This is a genomic window from Rothia sp. LK2588 (assembly GCF_040946465.1).
Lineage (GTDB): Bacteria > Actinomycetota > Actinomycetes > Actinomycetales > Micrococcaceae > Rothia.
This window is the reverse complement of the sequence record NZ_JAYWLS010000002.1, coordinates 38,725-60,794: the sequence shown is the minus strand read 5'-3', so window position 1 is coordinate 60,794 and position 22,070 is coordinate 38,725. Positions and strand designations below refer to the sequence as shown.

Below are 22,070 nucleotides of genomic sequence, written 5' to 3'. Positions count from 1 at the left end.
ATCATGCCGGATAATCGGTAGCATCGAAGCTATGACTCAAACATCTTCATCCCGGGGGTCGGTGACCGCCGGTCAGCAGGCCAAGATCGACGGACCTTTCAGCGACCAGCTGATCAAGTTCGGCAAATTCTTTTCGAAATGGGACGAAACCGACGACGGTCGCGCGGTATTCCGCGAAGGCGGCCGCAAGGGAGACGTGTTCTACCGCGACCGTTGGAGCTACGACAAGGTCGTTCGCTCCACGCACGGTGTGAACTGCACGGGTTCCTGCTCCTGGCAGGTCTTCGTGAAAGACGGAGTCATCACCTGGGAGGCTCAGGCCACCGACTATCCCACCGTCGGCCCTGACCGCCCCGAATACGAGCCGCGCGGCTGCCCCCGCGGCGCGTCCTTCTCGTGGTACACCTACTCGCCCTCGCGCGTAAAGTACCCCTACATTCGCGGCCCGCTGTTGGAGATGTTCCGCGAAGCCAAGGCCATCCACGGTGGCGACCCGGTGCTGGCCTGGAAATCCATCGTGACCGACCCGGCCAAGCGCGCCCGCTACGTGACCGCCCGCGGTAAGGGCGGGCTGGTGCGCGGCACTTGGACTGAGGCGCTGGAAATCGTTGCCGCCGCACAGATCCACACCATCCAGGAATACGGTCCCGACCGCAACATCGGTTTCTCGCCGATCCCGGCTAAGTCAATGACCTCGCACGCCTCCGGTGCCCGCTACATCGAGCTACTCGGCGGCGTCATGACCTCCTTCTACGACTGGTACGCCGACCTGCCGGTGGCCTCGCCGCACGTCTTCGGTGACCAGACAGACGTGCGTGAATCTGGCGACTGGTGGGACGCCTCGTACCTGTTGATGTGGGGCTCGAACATCCCCGTGACCCGTACACCCGACGCCCACTGGGTGGCCGAAGTTCGCTACCGCGGCACCAAGGTCGTCACGGTCTCGCCCGACTACGCTGACAACACCAAGTTCGCCGACGAATGGCTCCCCGCCCAGCCCGGCACCGACGCCGCTTTGGCGATGGCCATGGGGCATGTGATCCTCAAGGAAAACTTCGTGGATCAGCGCGTGGAGTTCTTCGAGGACTACACCACCACCTTCACCGACTTCCCCTTCCTGGTCACCCTGGAGACCCGCGAAGACGGCATTAAGGTGCCCGGCAAGTTCGTCAAGGCCGCCGACCTCACCATGGGGCGCGACATGGCCGACAACTCTTTCAAGACCGCGCTGTTGGATCGCGCCAACGGCCAGGTAGTGATCCCCAACGGTCAGATGGGTCACCGCTACAACGACCAAGACATGGGCAAGTGGAACCTGGACCTCGAGGGCGTCAAGCCCGCGCTGTCCGTGGCCGACATCCCCGGCGGCGCCACCGGCGTGGCCGAGATCAAGATGCCCGCCTTCGATACCCCCAACGGCTCCGGCCTGGTGGTTTCCCGCGGCGTGCCCACCATCCACGTCGAGGGCATGGAAGTCTGCACCGTCTTCGACCTGATGCTGGCGCAATACGGCGTGGCTCGTCCCGACCTGCACCTGCCCGGTGATTTCGCCACCGGTTTCGACGACCTCACCACCCAGTACACCCCGGCGTGGCAGGAAGAGATCACCTCCGTACCGGCCGAGGCTGTGATCCGTGTGGCCCGCGAGTTCGCCAAGAACTCCATCGATTCGCACGGGCGTACCATGATCATCATGGGTGCTGGCATCTGCCAGTGGTACCACGGCGACGCCACCTACCGTTCGATCCTCGCGCTGCTGCAGATGTGCGGTTGCGAAGGTCGCAACGGCGGTGGCTGGGCCCACTACGTGGGTCAGGAGAAGGCCCGCCCGATCACCGGTTGGGCGCACATGGCCAACGCGCTGGACTGGGTTCGCCCGCCGCGCACCCAGGCAGGTACTTCTTTCTGGTACATGCACACCGACCAGTGGCGTCAGGACGGCTACTCCACCGACTACATTCAGTCGCCCCTGGCTAAGGGTGAGCTGAAGGGCGTACACACCGCCGATATCGTGGCTCGTACCGCGCGCATGGGCTGGATGCCGATGTACCCGCAGTTCAACGAGAATTCCACCGTGTTGGCCGAAGAGGCCGAGGCCGCAGTGGCGGCCGGTACCGCGGCGTCCCCGGCAGACTACGTGGCGCAGAAGCTGAACAACAACGAGATGCAGTTCTCGGTCGAAGACATCGACAACCCGGTGAACTGGCCGCGTACGCTCATGCTGTGGCGTAACAACCTGCTGGGCTCCTCGGCGAAGGGCGAAGAGTACTTCCTCAAGCACCTGCTGGGTACCCACAACTCGGTGATGGGCGAAGACAACGTGGCCTCCAAGCCCCGCGAAGTCGCCTGGCACGAGAAGGCTCCCGAAGGCAAGCTGGATCTGCTAGTCACCGCCGACTTCCGCATGACCTCCTCGACCCTGACCTCTGATGTGGTGTTCCCGGCTGCTACCTGGTACGAGAAGTACGACATCTCCTCGACCGACATGCACCCCTACATCCACGCGTTCACTCCGGCCATCGACCCGCCGTGGGAGACCAAGACCGATTACCAGACCTTCAAGGAACTGGCCTGGATCTTCTCGCGCTTGGCCGCCAAGCACCTGCCTGCCCGCAAAGACATCGTCTCGGTGCCGTTGCAGCACGACACCCCCGGACAGATCGCCCAGCCAGGCGGTCACGCACCCGACTGGAAGAACCAGGGCGTGCCCGGTGTGCCCGGCAAGAACATGCCGATCTTCGCGATGGTGGAGCGTGACTACCCGGCCCTGTACGACATGTACACCTCGATCGGCCCGCTGTTGTCGAAGTTGGGCACCACCGTCAAGGGCGTGACCGTGGACGTCAACGACGAGCTGGCCACCCTGGCCGGTGAGAACGGCGTCATGAACAGCGGCAAGGGTGCGGGTATGCCCGCCATCGACACCGACTGGAAGCTGGCCGACGCCATTCTGGCGCTCTCGGGAACCTCCAACGGCCCGGTGGCCGTCAAGGGCTTCAAGCAGCTGGAAAAGCGAGTGGGCAAGAAGTTCCTGCACCTGGCCGAAGGCAACGAAGAGAAGCGCATTAACTTCCGCGATACCCAGGATCGCCCCTGCCCGGTGTTCACCTCGCACGAGTGGTCGGGTTCGGAAACGGGAGGACGCCGCTACGCGCCCTTCACGCTGAACATCGAGCAGCTCAAGCCGTTCCACACCCTGACCGGTCGCATGCACTTCTTCCTCGACCACGACTGGATGTCGGAGATGGGCGAACAGCTGCCCACCTACCGTCCGCCGTTGGACATGAACCAGCTCTTCGGCGCGCCGAAGCTGGGGGAGCAGACCGACGAGGTCACCATCGCGGTGCGTTACATGACCCCGCACAACAAGTGGTCGATCCACTCCTCGTACCACGACAACCTCTACATGCTCGCGCTCTCTCGCGGCGGCTCCCACGCCTGGATGTCGCCGGAAGACGCTGCAAAGATCGGTGTCAAAGACAACGACTGGATCGAGTGCGTCAACAACAACGGTGTATTCGTTGGACGCGCGGTGGTCTCGCACCGCATGCCCTCCGGTGTGGTCTACGTGCACCACGCACAGGAGCGCCTGGTGGACATCCCGAAGTCGGAAGCCACCGGCAAGCGCGGAGGCATTCACAACTCCGTGACGCGCATCTTGGTCAAGCCCACCCACCTCATCGGTGGTTACGCTCACCAGGCATACGCCTTCAACTATCTCGGACCAACCGGTAACCAGCGAGATATCGTCTCCGTCATCCGCCGCCGCAAGCAGGAGGTCACCTACTAATGCGAGTAATGGCTCAAGTTTCCATGATTATGGCACTGGACAAGTGCCTGGGTTGCCACACTTGTTCGGTGACCTGCAAGCAGGCGTGGACCAACCGCGCCGGCACCGAATACGTATGGTTCAACAACGTCGAGACCCGCCCGGGTCTGGGCTACCCCAAGCGCTACGAAGACCAGGAGCACTGGAAGGGCGGTTGGACGCTGAACAAGCGCGGCCGCCTGGAGCTGAAGGCCGGTAACCGCTTCAAGAAGCTGTTCACCATCTTCGCCTCGCCCATCCAGCCGCAGCTGACCGACTACTACGAGCCCTGGACCTACGATTACCAGAACCTGATCAACGCGCCCCTGGGCGACGACTTCCCCGTGGCCAAGCCGAAGTCGCTGATCACCGGTGAAGACACCGCCATCGACTGGTCCGCGAACTGGGACGACGACCTCGGTGGCACCTTCGCCACCGGTGATCAAGACCCGATCGTGCAGAAGATCCGCCAGGAATCTGAAGAGAAGATCAAATTCGAATTTGAGAAAACCTTCATGTTCTACCTGCCGCGCATCTGCGAGCACTGCCTGAACCCCTCGTGCATGGCGTCCTGCCCCTCCGGTGCAATTTACAAGCGCACCGAAGACGGCATCGTGCTGGTGGACCAGGACCGTTGCCGCGGCTGGCGCCAGTGCATCACCGGTTGCCCGTACAAGAAGATCTACTTCAACCACAAGTCGGGCAAGGCAGAGAAATGTACTTTCTGCTACCCCCGCGTGGAACACGGTATTCCCACCGTGTGCGCCGAGACCTGTGTGGGTCGTATGCGCTACATCGGCATCTTCCTCTACGACGCCGACCGCGTGAGCGAGGCAGCGGCGACCGCCAACGAAAAGGATCTCTACCAGGCCCAGCTGGATATCATGCTGGACCCGTTCGATCCCGAGGTGATTCGCGCTGCCAAGCAGGAAGGCATTCCGCAGTCCTGGCTCGAGGCCGCCCAGAAGTCGCCGGTGTACAAGCTGGCCAAGGAATGGAAGATCGCTCTGCCGTTGCACCCCGAGTACCGCACCATGCCCATGGTCTGGTACGTGCCGCCGCTGTCGCCGATCATCGACCTGCTCAAGGACCAGGGCCACGACGGTGAATCGAAGGACAACCTCTTCGGCGCCATCGACACCCTGCGTATCCCGATCGAGTACCTGGCCGAGTTGTTTACCGCCGGTGACACCGCGATTGTCACCAACGTCCTGAAGAAGCTCGCCGCGATGCGTGCCTACATGCGCGATATCACCCTTGGCAACGTCGGCGACGAGTCGATCGCCGAATCGGTGGGCATGACCGGTGACGAAATCTACGAGATGTACCGTCTGATGGCGATCTCGAAGTACAACGAGCGCTACGTGATCCCCAAGGCTCACATGGAAGACGCTCACAACCTCGAAGAGATCGGATGCTCCCTGGACACCGACGGCGGACCGGGCATGCTCTACAACGATGCGTTCTCGGGAACCGGCGAGCGGCCCACTCCGGTATCTGCAGGCTCCTTCGCCAACTCGGCCCGCGCCGACGGCAAGGTGGACATCTTCATGTGGGACGGTAAGACCCGCCCCTCGGCGATGTTCCCCGACACCTCCGGTTCGACGAGGGCGCACTAGTGGCTGGATTCTTCTCCAAGCTGCTCGGGCACTCAGGTTCCACGGAGCCTGAGCGCCCGGCCAGCGGCGATCCCTTCGATATCGACTGGGGCGCTGGCCGCGACGAGGACTCCGTCATCTACCAGGTTTCTTCGGTGCTGATGCGCTATCCGACCGAGGAAATCGTCGCGGCTCTGCCCGAGCTGCAGGCTCTCGCCGGGCAGATCGGCAACCCCGCCTTCGAACGGGCCGTCGCGGACGTCGCTGACTGGTACGCGTCGGCCTCGCTGGCTGAGATCGCCGGGCAGTATACGCAGGAATACGACCTCTCGCGGCGGCACGCCTTTCACCTCTCCTACTGGACGGAGGGGGACACCCGCCGTCGCGGCGAGGCCTTGGCGCGGTTCAAGAAGATGTACCGGGACTCCGGCATGGTAACCGATCTGGCCGGGGAACTACCCGACTACCTGCCGCTGGTACTCGAATTCGCCGCCCTCGTCGATCGCCGTGTCGGACGCGCGGCGCTGCAGGCCTACCGCCCCTCGCTAGAGATGCTGCGGCTGGCCTTACGCGACGACCGATTGGCGTTTTATGGGCTGGTTCAGTGTATCTGTGACACCCTGCCGGGCGAATCCCCCGAGGACGCCCGTCAGATCCAGCAATTGGCAGGCTTTGGCCCGCCCACCGAGCAGGTGGGGTTAGGCGCGGGCGACCCAAGACTTCTTCCCCTTCTCAACACATCAACCAGGAGCAACCGATGAGTATCCTCGATATCTTCCTCTGGGGTGTCCTACCGTATGTTGTCGTCGTGATCCTCGTCGGCGGCACGATCTGGCGCTACAAATACGACCAGTTCGGCTGGACCACCCGCTCTTCGCAGCTGTACGAGTCCAAGATCCTGAAGATCGCCTCACCGCTGTTCCACTACGGCCTGGTGGGCGTGTTCGCCGGTCACGTGGTGGGCTTGCTCATTCCCGCCAGCTGGACGGCGGCTATGGGTATCTCGAATGACGCCTACCACCTCGGCGCACTGGTCATGGGCATCCCCTTCGGCATCGCCGTGGTGATTGGCCTGGCCGTGATGATCTTCCGCCGCCGCACCAACAAGTCGGTCTTTGCCGCCACCACTTGGAACGACAAACTGATGTACGTGGCACTGATGGTGGTGATCGTCCTCGGTATCGCGGTGACGATCATCTCTGCGATACAGGGCCACCATGGCCACAACTACCGCGCAGACGTCTCCCCGTGGTTCCGCTCGCTGTTCATCTTCCAACCCCAGGTCGAACTCATGCGCGACATCCCGTGGGAGTTCAAGGCCCACATCCTGCTGGCGTTGGCGTTGTTTGCGCTGTGGCCGTTTACCCGCCTGGTGCACGCCTTCACCGCACCCTTCCACTACCTGTTCCGCCCCTACATCGTCTACCGTTCTCGCGGTGGCGAGCGTCCCGGTTCCCGCCGCGGTTGGGACCCGGTGGGTACCCAAGACCGTAGCCACATCGGTTACTACAAGTAGTTTTCCCACTCACTGAAACTCACAGGAAAGACCAACAGATAATGAGTACCACTGCTGTTGAGCGTGACCCGCGGCTTGCGGGTCAGATGAAAAACGTCATCATGGCGACGCTGGCCTCAACCATCGGCTTCTGGGGCTGGACCATGATCGGCCCGTTGGCGAAGTCTTACTACAAAGAGGCCTTCCACCTCACTCCCGGTCAGCTCTCCGCCCTGATCGCCATGCCGGTGATCGTGGGTTCTGTGGCTCGTATTCCGGTCGGTGCTTTGACCGATAAGCTCGGCGGTCGCATCATGTTCACCGCGATGCTGGTCTTGACCTCCATCATGGTGCTCGTGACCTCGCTGGTGGGCCAGACCGGTAACTACGCCTTGTTGCTGATCTCCGCCTTCTTCTTGGGCATCGGTGGTTCGATCTTCGCGGTGGGTATCCCGTTCTCCGCGGCCTGGTTCGAACCGCACCGTAAGGGCCTGGCCACCGGCATCTTCGGTATGGGCATGATCGGTACCGCCGTGGCAGCCTTCTTCAACCCGCGCATGGTGAAGATCTTCGGTTACTTCGAGACTCACCTCATCATCGCCGGTGTTGCTCTAGTGTACGCGATTATCGTCTGGTTCTTCATGAAGGATTCTCCGGTGATGAAGGGCAAGAAGGCTGAGCCCCTGATGCCCAAGATCAAGCACGCCCTGAAGGATATCGCCACCTGGCAGTTGTGCTTCATCTACGGTGTGGTCTTCGGTGCCTTCGTGGCGTTCTCGAACTACCTGCCCACCTACATGTCGAACGTCTACAACTTCGACCCGGTGCAGGCCGGTACCTTCGCCGCTCTCTTCGCGGCATGCGCAGTGATCGCGCGTCCTTTCGGTGGTGTGGCCGCCGATAAGCTGGGCCCGCGTTCGGTGACCCTGATGGCCTTCATCGCCATCGTGGTGATCTCGATCCTCATCGCGCAGCAGTTCGCTTCACCAGCTGTTTACTACGCCCTGTTCATCGTGATGGCCATTTTCATCGGGTTCGGCACCGGTACCGTCTTCGGCTGGGTTGGCCGTGCGGCACGTCCCGAAGACACCGGTACCGTCGGCGGTCTGGTCTCCGCGGCCGGTGGCCTGGGCGGTTACTTCCCGCCGCTGGTCATGGGTGCGGTGTACGGTGCTAACGCCCACTACTTCTGGGCTCAGATCGCGCTCGCTGTCACCGCGGCCGTGGCGCTGGCGATCTCGCTGTTCATCAAGAACGGTGGAAAGCCCACTCACCGCAAGTAGTCGGTGTGAGTTGACGCTTGGTGACCGCGGCCGGTGTTCCTCTCGAGGAGGGACGCCGGCCGCGGTTTTTCGTACCTCGTAGCTTCTTCAGGAGCGAACGAGAGGTGTGTGGCGCATCTCGATGTGATGTGGCAGACTTAAGGTCAATAAACACGCCGTCATAGCCAAGCGGGAGAGATCGGAACAGGACAGTTGAGGGACTGCCCCCGGCGCCGAAGGAGCAAATCCTCTCCAAGAAACTCTCAGGCACATGTACCGCTTAGCCTAGGCAACTCTGAAGAGGGTCGCGTCGCGATCCACCGAAGGGGCAAACTCGAGTTGTTCCCCTACCGAGCGTGAACGGTAGTCGAAAATCCCGAGCAAAACTCTCAGGTCAAGAACAGAGCGGGGAGGTCCTACCACCGTGAGTTGGATCAATCCAGGAGTTATAACGGATGTCATTTATAGATCGTCACCTTGGCCCGCGTGAAGTTGAAACTTCCCACATGCTCGAGACCCTCGGCTACTCTTCGCTGTCAGATCTGGTGGACGCCGTCGTCCCCTCCTCGATCCGTCTCGAAGACGAGTTGGATCTGCCCGAGGCCCTGACCGAGACCGAGGCTCTTGCCAAGCTAGAGAGCTACGCCCAGCAGAACACCGTGATGGCGCAGATGATCGGCGCCGGTTACTACGACTGCATCACCCCGGCTGTGTTGCGCCGCAACATCCTCGAAAACCCGGGTTGGTATACCTCCTACACCCCGTACCAGCCTGAGATTTCTCAGGGCCGCCTCGAGGCGCTGCTGAACTTCCAGAACGTCGTGATGGAGCTGACGGGCCTCCCCGTGGCCAATGCATCGTTGCTGGACGAAGCCACCGCGGTAGCCGAGGCCGCCGTGATGATGCTGCGCGCTAACCGCAAGGTCAAGAACGGCTTCTTCGCTATCGACTCACGCTGCCTGCCGCAGACCCTGTCGGTGGTTCGCGGTCGTGCCGAGGCGCTGGGCATCGACTTCAAGGTCACCGATTTCTCCGACGGCCTGCCCGAGGGCGACCTCTACGGCGTGATCCTGGCCTACCCGGCTCACGACGGCGAAGTCCGCGATATTAAGGACCTCATCGACGCCGCCCACGAGCGCAACGCCCTGGTGACTGTCACCGCAGACCTGCTCGCACTGACCCTGCTGAAGTCCCCGGGTGAAATGGGTGCCGATGTGGTGGTCGGCAACACCCAGCGCTTCGGTCTGCCGCTGTTCTTCGGCGGCCCGCACGCCGCCTACATGGCCGTGCAGTCGGGCATGCAGCGTAACCTCCCCGGCCGCCTGGTGGGTGTCTCGAAGGACGCCACCGGTAAACCTGGTTACCGCCTGGCCCTGCAGACTCGCGAACAGCACATCCGCCGCGAAAAAGCCACCTCCAACATCTGTACCGCACAGGCGCTATTGGCGATCGTCGCCGGCGCCTACGCCGTTTACCACGGCCCCGAGGGTCTGCGCGAGATCGCGAACACCCTGCACACCAACGCCGCCCGCGTGGCCGATGCACTGGTCGATGCCGGCCTCAAGCTGGTCCACGAGAACTTCTTCGACACCGTATGCTTCGAAGCCAAGGGCCGCGCGAAGGAGCTGGTCGCCGCAGCAGCCAAGGCCGGAATCAACATTCGTGGCATCGGTGAAGACCGCATCTCGATCTCCGTGGGTGAGTCCCACGGTGAAAAGACCCTCGCCGCACTGGTGGAGGCCCTGGGCGGCAAGCTGGGTGAGAAGACCGAGCGCGAGATTCCCTCCGAGCTGTTGCGCACCGACGAATACATGCAGCACCCGGTCTTCCACCTGCATCGTTCCGAGACCGCGATGATGCGCTACCTGCGTCAGCTCTCCGATAAGGACCTCGCGCTGGACCGCACCATGATCCCGCTGGGCTCCTGCACCATGAAGCTCAACGCAGCCTCGGAGATGGAACCCATCTCCTGGCCTGAGTTCGCCACCATCCACCCGCTGGCTCCCGAGGAGCAGACCAAGGGTTGGCGCCTGCTCATCGACGAGCTGTCCCAGTGGCTGGTCGCCATCACCGGTTACGACGCCATCTCCCTGCAGCCCAACTCCGGTGCCTCCGGTGAGTACGCTGGCCTGCGCGCCATCCGCGCCTACCACGAGTCCAACGGAGACACCGAGCGCGATATCGTGCTCATCCCGATGTCGGCTCACGGCACCAACGCAGCTTCCGCCGCCCTGGCAGGCCTGTCGGTGGCCGGCGTTGCCACCGCGAAAGACGGTGCCGTCGACGTCGACGACCTCAAGGCCAAGATCGAGAAGTACGGCAACCGCATCGCCGGCATCATGATCACCTACCCCTCGACCCACGGCGTCTTCGAAGACAAGGTGCGCGAGGTCTGCACGCTGGTCCACGAGGCCGGCGGCCAGGTATACGTGGACGGCGCAAACCTCAACGCTCAGATGGGTCTGGCTCAGCCCGGCAAGTTCGGCGGAGACGTCTCCCACCTGAACCTGCACAAGACCTTCGCTATCCCGCACGGTGGCGGCGGCCCCGGCGTCGGCCCGGTTGCGGTAGGAAAGCACCTCGAGAAGTTCCTGCCCGGTGACGGTTACACCGCCGACCCCGAAGGACGTCTGGCCGGTGCACCCCTGCCGATCTCGCAGGCCATGTTCGGCTCGGCCGGAGTATTGCCGATCTCCTGGATGTACATCGCGATGTCCGGCGCTCGCGGCCTCCGTTCCGCTTCGGAGTACGCGATCCTCAACGCAAACTACATCGCTCGCAAGCTGGGCGAGAAGTACCCGGTGCTGTACACCGGCCCCGACGGCCTGGTTGCCCACGAGTGCATCTTGGACCTGCGCAAGCTCACCGACGAATCCGGTGTCACCGCCGAGGACGTCTGCAAGCGCCTGATGGACTACGGCTTCCACGCACCGACCCTGGCCTTCCCCGTACCCGGCACCCTGATGGTGGAGCCGACCGAGTCGGAGAACCTGGCCGAGTTGGATCGCTTCATCGAGGCCATGAGCACCATTTACGACGAGATCAAGCACGTAGCATCCGGTGCGGTATCCGTCGAGGATTCGGTACTGCGCAACGCGCCGCACACCGCAGATGTGGTCTCGGCTGATACCTGGGAGCGCGCCTACAGCCGTAGCGAGGCCGCCTACCCGGTGTCGTCCCTGCGAGCTAACAAGTACTTCCCCTCGGTGGGACGTATCGACGGCGCTGGCGGCGACCGCAATTTTGTGTGCGAGTGCCCGCCCATGGAAGCCTTCGACATCGAAGTAAAGTAACCACCCACCTCAATGAGCGGGTCGCGGTACAACGTAGTGCCGCGACTCGCCACCTGAAGAAAGCGAGTTTCAATGACGGGCAAGAAAACCTCTCTCCACGCTCAGCACGAGGCGGCAGGAGCCTCCTTCACCGACTTCGGCGGCTGGGACATGCCGCTGAAGTACGACAACGACGTTGCCGAGCACCACGCGGTGCGCAACTCGGCGGGTATCTTCGACCTTTCCCACATGGGCGAGTTCCGCGTGACCGGGCCGGACGCCGCGGCGTTCCTGGACTACACCCTGGTCTCTAACATGGGCATCCTCAAGGTCGGCAAAGCTAAGTACTCGATCCTGGTCAATGAGGACGGCGGCGTGATCGACGATCTTATCACCTACCGCCTGGGCGACGAGGAGTTCCTGGTCGTTCCCAACGCAGCGAACGTCGACGTTGATTTCGAGGCATTCACCGCCCGCACCGACGGTTTCGACGTCAAGGTGGTCAACGAGTCCGACGAGACCTCGCTGGTAGCGGTGCAGGGCCCCGAATCCGAGAATATCCTCTTGGGCATGGATCCCTCCGATGCAGATGCCATCAAGGAACTGCGCTACTACGCCGCCGTGCCGCTGACTCTCGCCGGCGTTGACGTGCTCCTGGCGCGTACCGGTTACACCGGTGAAGACGGTTTCGAGATTTACGTGCCGAACGAGAACGCCGTGAAGATCTGGGATGCAGCTCGCGCAGCCGGCGAAGCCTACGACCTCAAGCCCGCCGGCCTGGCCGCCCGTGACTCGCTGCGCCTGGAAGCGGGCATGCCGCTCTACGGCCACGAGCTCGGTCTCGACATCACCCCCTTCGAATCGGGTCTGGGTCGCTTGGTCGAGATCGCCCTCGAGAAGAAGAAGGCCGACTTTGTGGGACGCGCCGCGCTGGATAAGCTCTCGCAGTCTGCCCCTGAGCGTTCGCTGGTGGGCCTGAAGGCGCAGGCGAAGCGCCCCGCACGAGCCGGTTCGAAGATCGTCGATGGGGACAAGGAAATCGGTGAGATCACCTCCGGTATTCCTTCCCCGACTCTGGGATACCCGGTGGCGATGGCTCTGGTGGCCTCCGATCGGGCAAAGGTTGGCGAGACCCTAGACGTCGATATTCGCGGTAAGGTAGCGTCGTTCGACGTCGTGGAACTACCGTTCTATCAGCGCGAGAAGTAAACCGAGCTGGTTTCTCAATTTCATATGCAAGGCCGCGGATGACTATTGTGATCCGTGGCCTTGTGCCACTTACAGATCAACGAACGAGGAGAATGTAATGGATATCAGTCATGAACAAATCGAAGCAGAGAAACTGGAATACGATATCTCCGTTTTCGATCTCTTTTCGATCGGCGTAGGTCCTTCGTCATCACACACGGTGGGCCCGATGCGGGCCACCAACCGGTTCGTTACCGAGCTCATCGAACAGGGAGTGTTGGATCGCGTCACGAACGTCCACATCGACCTTTATGGATCTTTGGCGGCCACCGGTGCGGGCCACGGCACCATGAGTGCAGCGCTGAAGGGCCTGGCCGGGTTCGTGCCGGAGACGATCGACATCGAGGCCGCCGACCAGTTCATTACGAAGAACGAGGCCGACGGGACGCTGCCGTTGGCGGGATACGCCGCTCAAGATTTCGTCGGTGGACCGCCGGAGTCGAAGACCCGTTTGATTTCGGGACCGACCGTGAACTACCGCGAGGCGGATATGACCCTGCGCCCGCTGACTGTCTTGGAGCGTCATACCAACGGCATCAAGGTTGCCGCCTGGGCGGGAGAGGAACTGCTAGCGGAGCGCACCTACTTCTCGATCGGTGGCGGTTTTATCGTCGAGGAGAACGAAGAGGGCGGCAATAATTCTGGTCTCTACGATGCACCGTATCCTTTTGGTTCGGGTGCCGAGCTGGTCTCGATGGCCAATGAAGCGGGATTGTCTATCGCGCAGTTGAAGATGCAGAACGAACTTTCCGCCCGCACCGAGGAACAGATTCGCGAAGGTATCATCGGCATCCGTTCGGTGATGACGATGTGCGTGGGTTCCTCGCTGTCTCGCGTGGGATATTTGCCCGGGGCCTTGAAGGTCCGTTGTCGAGCGGGGGAGTGGCACCGCAACCTGTTGTCCGAGGATCCCAACAAGTCTTTGGACTACTGGATGGACTGGGTCAATCTCATCGCTTTGGCGGTTAACGAAGAAAACGCGTTCGGCGGCCGCATCGTGACGGCGCCGACGAACGGTGCAGCGGGCATCATCCCCGCGGTGTTGCACTATGCCCTGAACTATCTCCCGGGTATCCGTCACTGCGGTCGTGAGAAGCGCGAGCAGACCATTGTGGACTTCTTCTTGGCTGCATCGGCGGTGGGCGCCCTCTACAAGAAGCGCGCCTCCATCTCCGGCGCCGAGGTGGGGTGCCAGGGCGAGGTGGGAACCGCGTCCTCCATGGCGGCCGCCGGTTTGACCCAGGTGATGGGTGGCACCAACGAGCAGATCGAGAATGCGGCCGAGATCGCGATGGAACACAACCTGGGCCTGACGTGCGACCCGGTGGGCGGTCTGGTGCAGATTCCCTGCATCGAGCGCAACGCGATGGCCGCGGCTAAGGCCATCAACGCCTCCAAGATGGCAATGCGAGGCGACGGTGAACACCGGGTCTCCCTCGACCAGGTCATCGAAACGATGCGTCAGACGGGCGCCGATATGAGCGAACGCTACAAGGAGACCTCGATGGGCGGGTTGGCCGTCAACGTCGTCGAGTGCTAACCGTCTCACCGCTCCCGGCCGATTGTGGCAAGCATGAGTTGCCAAAATTGGCCGGAGGCGGTATAGACAAAAAACTGCATTAGGTGTAATGTGAATATTTGCGCTATTCCTAACCTCAGTGCCTTCATATAGCGGTGGGCATGGGTGATACAGAGCCAGAGACTGACCAGTTCCCGTAAGATCCCAGCAACATCCCTAAGCATCACACCCGGTTCGAGATAGTGAGCCCCTTCCTGATGTAGCCGGCATTGTGTGTTGAGATCTTCTTCTACTGTTCAGCTTGATGCGTTTCTGCGGAATAGTAGGTACGAATAAAGGTCTGTGGAAGGATCCAACTTGGTCGCCTCGAGCACCTCCAACAACGAAGCCGCTAACGGCGTGCAGAACCCCGAGGGTTCCGCCAGCCGTATCTCATTCGCAAAAATTTCTGAACCGCTGAACGTTCCCAACCTGCTTGCTCTGCAGACGGATAGCTTTGACCGCCTCGTAGGTAACGAGCGCTGGGCTGAGCGCGTGGCCCAGGCTACCGAAACCGGTGACACCTCGGTTCAGACCGTATCCGGTCTGGCTGAAATTTTTGAAGAAATTTCTCCCATTGAAGACTTCCAGGGAACCATGTCCCTGTCGTTCTCGGACCCTGAGTTCGCCGACCCGAAGTACAGCATGGAAGAGTGCAAGGATCGCGACGCGACCTACGCAGCTCCGCTGTATGTCAAGGCCGAGTTCATGAACAACAATACCGGCGAAATCAAGCAACAGACCGTGTTCATGGGCGACTTCCCGCTCATGACCTCCTCCGGTACCTTCGTGATCAACGGTACCGAGCGTGTGGTTGTCTCCCAGCTGGTTCGCTCTCCCGGTGCGTACTTCGAAAAGGCCGCCGATCGCACCTCCGACAAAGACATTTACTCGGCGAAGATCATCCCCTCCCGCGGTGCATGGTTCGAGCTGGAAATCGACAAGCGCGATCAGGTGGGCGTGCGTCTGGACCGCAAGCGTAAGCAGTCCGCGACCGTTCTGCTGAAGGCGCTCGGCTGGACCGAAGCAAAGATCCTCGAAGAGTTCGGCGAATTCGATTCGATTCGTGCAACTCTTGAGAAGGACACCGTCCACACTCGCGACGAAGCTCTGCTGGACATCTACCGCAAGTTGCGTCCGGGCGAGCCCCCGACGGTCGATGCGGCTCAGAACCTGCTCGACAACATGTACTTCACCCCCAAGCGCTACGACCTGGCCAAGGTTGGCCGCTACAAAGTCAACCGCAAGCTGGGCATCGACATGCCGCTGAACGACCCCTCGGCCATGGTGCTCTCGCAGGATGACATCGCCGCCATGATTCGCTACCTGGTGACCCTGCACGCAGGCGGAACCACCATCAAGGGTATTCGCGACGGTGAAGAAACCGAGATCCGCGTTGACACCGACGACATCGACCACTTCGGTAACCGCCGCATCCGCGCGGTGGGCGAGCTGATCGAAAACCAGATCCGTACCGGTCTGTCCCGTATGGAGCGTGTGGTTCGTGAACGCATGACCACCCAGGATGTCGAAGCCATTACCCCGCAGACCCTGATCAACATCCGCCCCGTGGTGGCTTCGATCAAGGAATTCTTCGGCACCTCGCAGCTCTCGCAGTTCATGGACCAGAACAACCCGCTGGCTGGTCTGACCCACAAGCGTCGTCTCTCGGCGCTGGGCCCCGGCGGTCTGTCCCGTGACCGCGCAGGCATGGAAGTTCGAGACGTCCACCCCTCGCACTACGGCCGTATGTGCCCCATTGAAACCCCTGAAGGCCCCAACATTGGTCTGATCGGTTCGTTGGCAACCTACGCCCGCATCAACCCCTTCGGTTTCATTGAGACCCCGTACCGTCGCGTTGAAAACGGCAAGGTGACCGACAAGGTCGTGTATCTGACCGCGGACGATGAAAAGGGCGCGATCATCGCGCAGGCCAACGCGCCGCTCTCCGACGACATGCGATTCTCCGAAGAGTCCGTCCTCTGCCGCGCCGGCGACGGCTCCGGTGAGGCCGTGTTGGTCGACGCCGCAGACGTGCAGTTCATGGACGTCTCCCCGCGCCAGATGGTGTCGGTGGCAACCGCCCTCATCCCGTACCTGGAACACGACGACGCCAACCGCGCACTGATGGGTGCCAACATGCAGCGTCAGGCTGTGCCGTTGCTGCAGTCCGAGGCTCCCGTGGTCGGTACCGGTATGGAGCGTTACGCCGCAGCAGACTCCGGCGACTCTGTGCTGGCTCAGAAGGCCGGTGTGGTCTCCGAGGTGTCTGCTGATCTCGTCATTATCCGCAACGACGACGGCACCACCTCGTCCTACCCGATCGCTAAATTCCAGCGTTCCAACCCGGGCAACTGCTACAACCACCGCGTCGTGGTTAAGGTGGGCGACCGCGTCGAGGCTCAGGGTCTCATCGCAGACGGCCCCTCGACCGACAACGGTGAGCTGGCTCTGGGTAAGAACCTGCTGGTTGCCTACATGTCCTGGGAAGGCTTCAACTTCGAGGATGGCATCATCCTCTCCCAGCGCATGATCTCCGACGACGTGCTCACCTCCATTCACATCGAAGAGCACGAGATCGACGCCCGCGACACCAAGCTCGGTGCCGAGGAGATCACCCGTGACATCCCGAACGTTTCCGAGGACGTCCTCTCCGCACTTGACGAGCGCGGCATCATCCACATCGGTGCCGAGGTCGAATCCGGCGACATCCTGGTCGGTAAGGTCACCCCGAAGGGTGAGACCGAGCTGACCCCCGAGGAGCGCTTGCTACGTGCCATCTTCGGTGAGAAGTCGCGCGAGGTTCGCGATACCTCCCTGAAGGTGCCCCACGGCGAGTCGGGTACCGTGATCGGCGTGCGCATCTTCGATCGTGAAAACGATGAGGAAGACCTGCCCTCGGGTGTGAACCAGCTGGTGCGCGTCTACGTTGCGCAGAAGCGTAAGATCACCGTCGGCGATAAGCTGGCTGGTCGCCACGGTAACAAGGGTGTTATCACCAAGATCTTGCCCGTGGAAGACATGCCCTTCATGGAGGACGGTACCCCCGTCGACATCATCCTCAACCCGCTGGGTGTGCCCGGTCGTATGAACATCGGCCAGGTGCTCGAGGTTCACACCGGTTGGTTGGCCAAGCAGGGTTGGAAGATCGAAGGTAACCCCGCATGGCTGGAGAAGCTGCCGAACTTCCCGAAGGAAACCGGTCCCACCAACGTGGCAACCCCGGTCTTCGACGGCGCCGGTGAAGACGAGCTCTTCGACCTGCTCGACCACGCCAACCCCAACCGCGACGGTGATCGTCTGATCAACCGTTCGGGTAAGGCACGCCTGCTGGACGGCCGCTCCGGTGAGCCGTTCCCCGAGCCAGTTTCGGTGGGTTACCAGTACATCTTGAAGCTGCACCACCTGGTGGACGACAAGATCCACGCACGCTCAACCGGCCCCTACTCGATGATTACCCAGCAGCCGTTGGGTGGTAAGGCTCAGTTCGGTGGCCAGCGCTTCGGTGAGATGGAGGTGTGGGCACTGGAGGCTTACGGTGCCGCCTACACCCTGCAGGAAATCCTGACCATTAAGTCCGATGACGTTCACGGTCGTGTGAAGGTCTACGAGGCTATCGTCAAGGGCGAGAACATCCCCGAGCCGGGCGTTCCCGAGTCCTTCAAGGTGCTCATCAAGGAAATGCAGTCCCTGTGCCTGAACGTTGAGGTTCTCTCGACCGAGGGTAAGACCATCGAGATGCGCGATGCTGAAGATGAAGGCTTCCGTGCAGCTGATGATTTGGGAATCGATCTCTCCCACGCAGAGCCCAGCTCTGTTGAAGAGGTCTAAGTCTCTGACGTCGAGACCCCCAATCATCCCTTTCTACGAACAAGTCTTCACAACTACTGAAAAGAGATAAGGACCAAATGTCCAACGAATCTTCACTCGGTTTGATGCGTATTGGCCTGGCCACCGCTGAGGATATCCGCAGCTGGTCGTACGGCGAGGTCAAGAAGCCGGAAACCATTAACTACCGTACTCTGAAGCCGGAGAAGGAAGGCCTCTTCGACGAGCGCATCTTCGGCCCCACCCGCGACTGGGAATGCTACTGCGGTAAGTACAAGCGCGTACGATTCAAGGGAATCATCTGTGAGCGCTGTGGCGTTGAGGTGACCCGTGCGAAGGTACGCCGTGAGCGCATGGGCCACATCGAGCTGGCTGCTCCCGTGACCCACATCTGGTACTTCAAGGGCGTACCCTCGCGCCTGGGTTACCTGCTGGATCTGGCGCCGAAGGATCTCGAGAAGATCATCTACTTCGCCGCGTACATGATCACCTCGGTGGATGAAGAGGCACGTCACGATGACCTGCCCAACCTCGAGGCTGCCTACCAGCGCGATCGGAAAGCCCTGGAAGATCAGCTCGCCGCTGACATCAACCTCATCGCTCGTGAGACTGAAGAGGAACTGGCTCGTATTGAGGCAGAAGGCGGCAAGGCTTCCGAGAAGCGCAAGCTACGCGAGAGCTCCGAGCGTCAGATGGCTTCGGTCCGTAAGTCCATCGAGCGCGAGCTGGCTTTTGAGGAGAAGGTTTGGGAGCGCTTCAAGAACCTCAAGGTGGCAGACCTTGAGGGCGACGAGGCTCTCTACCGCGCGATGGTCGACAAGTACGGTATGTACTTCGAAGGCTCCATGGGTGCCGAATCCATCAAGAAGCGCCTGGAGAACTTCGACATGGAGGCAGAGGCCGAGGCCCTGCGCGAGATCATCCAGACCGGCAAGGGCCAGCGCAAGACCCGCGCCCTGAAGCGTCTGAAGGTCGTCAACTCCTTCCTGACCACTACCAACTCGCCGCTGGGTATGGTGCTCGAGGCCGTGCCGGTGATCCCGCCGGAACTGCGCCCCATGGTACAGCTGGACGGTGGACGCTTTGCGACCTCCGACCTCAACGACCTCTACCGCCGCGTCATCAACCGCAACAACCGCCTGAAGCGTCTGCTGGATCTCGGCGCCCCTGAGATCATCGTGAACAACGAAAAGCGCATGCTGCAGGAGGCCGTGGACTCGCTGTTCGATAACGGCCGCCGCGGACGTCCGGTGACCGGCCCGGGCAACCGTCCGCTGAAGTCGCTGTCCGACATGCTCAAGGGTAAGCAGGGCCGCTTCCGTCAGAACCTGCTCGGTAAGCGCGTTGACTACTCGGGTCGTTCGGTGATCGTCGGCGGTCCGCAGTTGCAGATGCACCAGTGTGGTCTGCCCAAGCAGATGGCTCTGGAGCTCTTCAAGCCCTTCGTCATGAAGCGCCTGGTTGACCTCAACCACGCTCAGAACATCAAGTCGGCCAAGCGCATGGTAGAGCGTTCGCGTTCGCAGGTGTGGGACGTTCTCGAGGAGATCATCACCGAGCACCCCGTACTGCTGAACCGCGCACCCACCCTGCACCGCCTGGGTATTCAGGCCTTCGAGCCGCAGCTGGTTGAGGGTAAGGCTATCCAGCTGCACCCGCTGGTGTGCTCGGCGTTCAACGCCGACTTCGACGGTGACCAGATGGCAGTTCACCTGCCGCTGTCTCCCGAGGCACAGGCCGAGGCACGCATCTTGATGCTGTCCTCGAACAACATCCTCAAGCCCTCCGACGGTCGTCCCGTCGCCGTGCCTGACCAGGATATGATCATCGGTCTGTTCCACCTGACCACCCCGCGTGAAGACGCTCCGGGTGAGGGTCGCACTTTCTCATCCCTGGCCGAGGCCATCATGGCTCTCGACCTGCACGAGATCGAGCTGTACTCCAAAGTGAAGATCCGCTTCAGCGCTGACGAGTTCGTTCCGCCGGCTGGCTTCGAGTACCCCGAGGGGCACAAGGAAGGCGACGACGTCCTCTTCGAGTGCACCCTGGGCCAGGTCATCTTCAACCAGGCACTGCCCGAGGACTACCCCTGGTACTCCAAGGTCGCAGACAAGAAGACCCTGGGCGCATTGATCAACGATCTGGCTGAGCGCTACCCGATGCACATCGTGGCACGCTCGCTGGACAACCTGAAGAACACCGGTTTCTACTACGCATCGCGCTCCGGCGTGACCGTGGCTGTCTCCGATATCGCGGCACCTCCGACCAAGCCCGCGATCATGGAGAACTACGAGAAGCAGGCTGCCGATATCCAGAGCCAGTTCGACATGGGTCTGATCGACGACAACGAGCGTCGTACCGAGCTCATCGACATCTGGACCAAGGCAACCGACGAGGTTGCCGACGCCATGAAGGCTAACCTCGCCGACCTGAACACCACCATTAACCGCATGGTGACTTCGGGTGCACGTGGTAACTGGATGCAGGTTCGTCAGATCGCCGGTATCCGTGGTCTGGTGGCCAACCCGAAGGGTGAAATTATGCCTCGCCCGATCAAGTCTTCCTACCGTGAAGGCTTGACTGTGTTGGAGTACTTCATCGCGACCCACGGTGCTCGTAAGGGTCTGGCTGATACCGCGCTCCGTACCGCTAACTCGGGTTACCTGACCCGTCGTCTGGTGGACGTCTCGCAGGACGTCATCGTTCGCGAGGACGACTGCGGAACCCGCCGTGGCCTGAACCTGCCCCTGGTCGAGGTGGAGGAAGAGACCGGTGCAGTGTCGCTGCACGAGAACGTCGAAAGCTCCATCCACGGTCGTACTCTGGCCGTTGACGTCAAGGCTGAAGATGGAACCCTCATTGCCGAGGCCGGTGCGGATGTTTCCGACATCGTCATCGACAAGATGTTCCAGGCCGGCGTCCAGGAGGTCAAGGTACGTTCGGTGCTGACCTGTGAGTCGGCAGTGGGCGTGTGCGCCCGTTGCTACGGCCGTTCGATGGCTTCGGGTAACCTCGTCGACATCGGTGAAGCCGTGGGTATTATCGCGGCTCAGTCGATTGGTGAGCCCGGTACCCAGCTGACCATGCGTACCTTCCACACCGGTGGTGTCGCATCGGCAGACGATATTACTCAGGGTCTGCCCCGTATTCAGGAGCTCTTCGAGGCTCGCACCCCCAAGGGTGTCGCCCCGATCTCCGAGGTGGCAGGTCGTGTGACGATCGAAGACACCGAGAAGTCTCTGAAGGTCATCATCACCCCGGACAACGGTGACGAGCCCATGGCATACCAGGTGCTTCGCCGTGCACGCCTGAACGTCAGCGAAGGTGACCACGTCGAGGTCGGCGATCAGCTGGTCTCGGGTGCGGTTGATCCCAAGGAAGTACTGCGTATCCGCGGCCCCCGTGAGGCTCAGAAGCACCTGGTGGACGAGGTCCAGGGCGTGTACCGCTCGCAGGGTGTGGGTATCCACGACAAGCACGTCGAGGTTATCGTGCGTCAGATGCTGCGCCGCGTGACCGTCATCGACTCCGGCGATACCGAGCTGTTGCCCGGTGAGCTGGTCGAGAACGTCGTCTTCCAGTCCGCTAACCGCGCGGCCATGGCCGAGGGCAAGCGTCCCGCCGCGGGCCGTCCCGAGATGATGGGTATCACCAAGGCGTCGCTGGCTACCGAGTCCTGGCTGTCGGCGGCCTCCTTCCAGGAGACCACCCGCGTCCTCACCCAGGCCGCTATGGAGCGTAAGTCTGATCCGTTGATCGGTCTCAAGGAGAACGTAATCATCGGTAAGCTGATCCCCGCCGGTACCGGTCTGAGCCGCTACAACGATATCGAGGTCGAACCCACCGAAGAGGCCCGCGAACAGCTGTTCCAGGCTTCGGCAGGCGGATTCAACGATTTCAGCTACGCGGCTGAGAACGAGGGAGCCATCTCGGCTGAGTTCCAGGCAATTCCGCTGGATGACTACGACTTCGGCAAGTAAGCCACGCTAGTCGTCTAACGA

Annotated in this window: 10 protein-coding genes and 1 riboswitch; all 10 genes read left to right on the top strand. The window is 61.6% G+C overall.

Going from position 1 to position 22,070, the window contains the following annotated elements:
* Positions 1-31: 31 nt before the first annotated feature.
* The 10 genes from VVR12_RS04580 (at position 32) to VVR12_RS04535 (ending at position 22,049) form a co-directional block, all read left to right on the top strand.
* On the top strand, positions 32-3,790 hold the full coding sequence (locus VVR12_RS04580) for a nitrate reductase subunit alpha (RefSeq protein ID WP_368550000.1): 3,759 nt from the start codon (positions 32-34) through the stop codon (positions 3,788-3,790).
* Complete coding sequence (narH, locus tag VVR12_RS04575; RefSeq protein WP_368549999.1) at positions 3,790-5,427, top strand: nitrate reductase subunit beta; 1,638 nt, start codon at positions 3,790-3,792, stop codon at positions 5,425-5,427. Before VVR12_RS04580 ends, narH begins: the two co-directional genes overlap by 1 nt.
* The gene (gene narJ / locus VVR12_RS04570; protein ID WP_368549998.1) at positions 5,427-6,167 is read left to right on the top strand and encodes a nitrate reductase molybdenum cofactor assembly chaperone; all 741 of its coding nucleotides are present in this window, start codon (positions 5,427-5,429) and stop codon (positions 6,165-6,167) included. Before narH ends, narJ begins: the two co-directional genes overlap by 1 nt.
* The gene (narI, locus tag VVR12_RS04565) at positions 6,164-6,922 is read left to right on the top strand and encodes a respiratory nitrate reductase subunit gamma (protein ID WP_368549997.1); all 759 of its coding nucleotides are present in this window, start codon (positions 6,164-6,166) and stop codon (positions 6,920-6,922) included. The genes narJ and narI overlap by 4 nt, the downstream gene beginning before the upstream one ends.
* A 41-nt stretch (positions 6,923-6,963) precedes the next feature.
* Positions 6,964-8,184 (top strand): nitrate/nitrite transporter, encoded by a 1,221-nt coding sequence (locus VVR12_RS04560; RefSeq protein WP_368549996.1) that lies wholly within the window; start codon positions 6,964-6,966, stop codon positions 8,182-8,184.
* A gap of 159 nt (positions 8,185-8,343) precedes the next feature.
* Positions 8,344-8,452, top strand: a riboswitch (glycine riboswitch).
* A 166-nt stretch (positions 8,453-8,618) separates the two neighbouring features.
* A complete protein-coding gene (gene gcvP / locus VVR12_RS04555) occupies positions 8,619-11,456 on the top strand; it encodes an aminomethyl-transferring glycine dehydrogenase (protein ID WP_368549995.1) in 2,838 nt (945 codons plus the stop codon).
* A gap of 72 nt (positions 11,457-11,528) precedes the next feature.
* Positions 11,529-12,644 (top strand): glycine cleavage system aminomethyltransferase GcvT, encoded by a 1,116-nt coding sequence (gcvT, locus tag VVR12_RS04550; protein WP_368549994.1) that lies wholly within the window; start codon positions 11,529-11,531, stop codon positions 12,642-12,644.
* Positions 12,645-12,741: 97 nt separating this feature from the next.
* Positions 12,742-14,223 carry an L-serine ammonia-lyase gene (locus VVR12_RS04545; RefSeq protein WP_368549993.1) on the top strand — a complete coding sequence of 494 codons (1,482 nt, stop codon included), beginning with the start codon at positions 12,742-12,744 and terminating at the stop codon, positions 14,221-14,223.
* Between the two features lie 336 nt (positions 14,224-14,559).
* Positions 14,560-18,072, top strand: coding sequence for a DNA-directed RNA polymerase subunit beta (gene rpoB / locus VVR12_RS04540; protein ID WP_368550470.1), 3,513 nt, complete (start codon positions 14,560-14,562; stop codon positions 18,070-18,072).
* A 77-nt stretch (positions 18,073-18,149) separates the two neighbouring features.
* The gene (locus VVR12_RS04535; protein ID WP_368549992.1) at positions 18,150-22,049 is read left to right on the top strand and encodes a DNA-directed RNA polymerase subunit beta'; all 3,900 of its coding nucleotides are present in this window, start codon (positions 18,150-18,152) and stop codon (positions 22,047-22,049) included.
* The last annotated feature ends 21 nt before the right edge of the window (positions 22,050-22,070 follow it).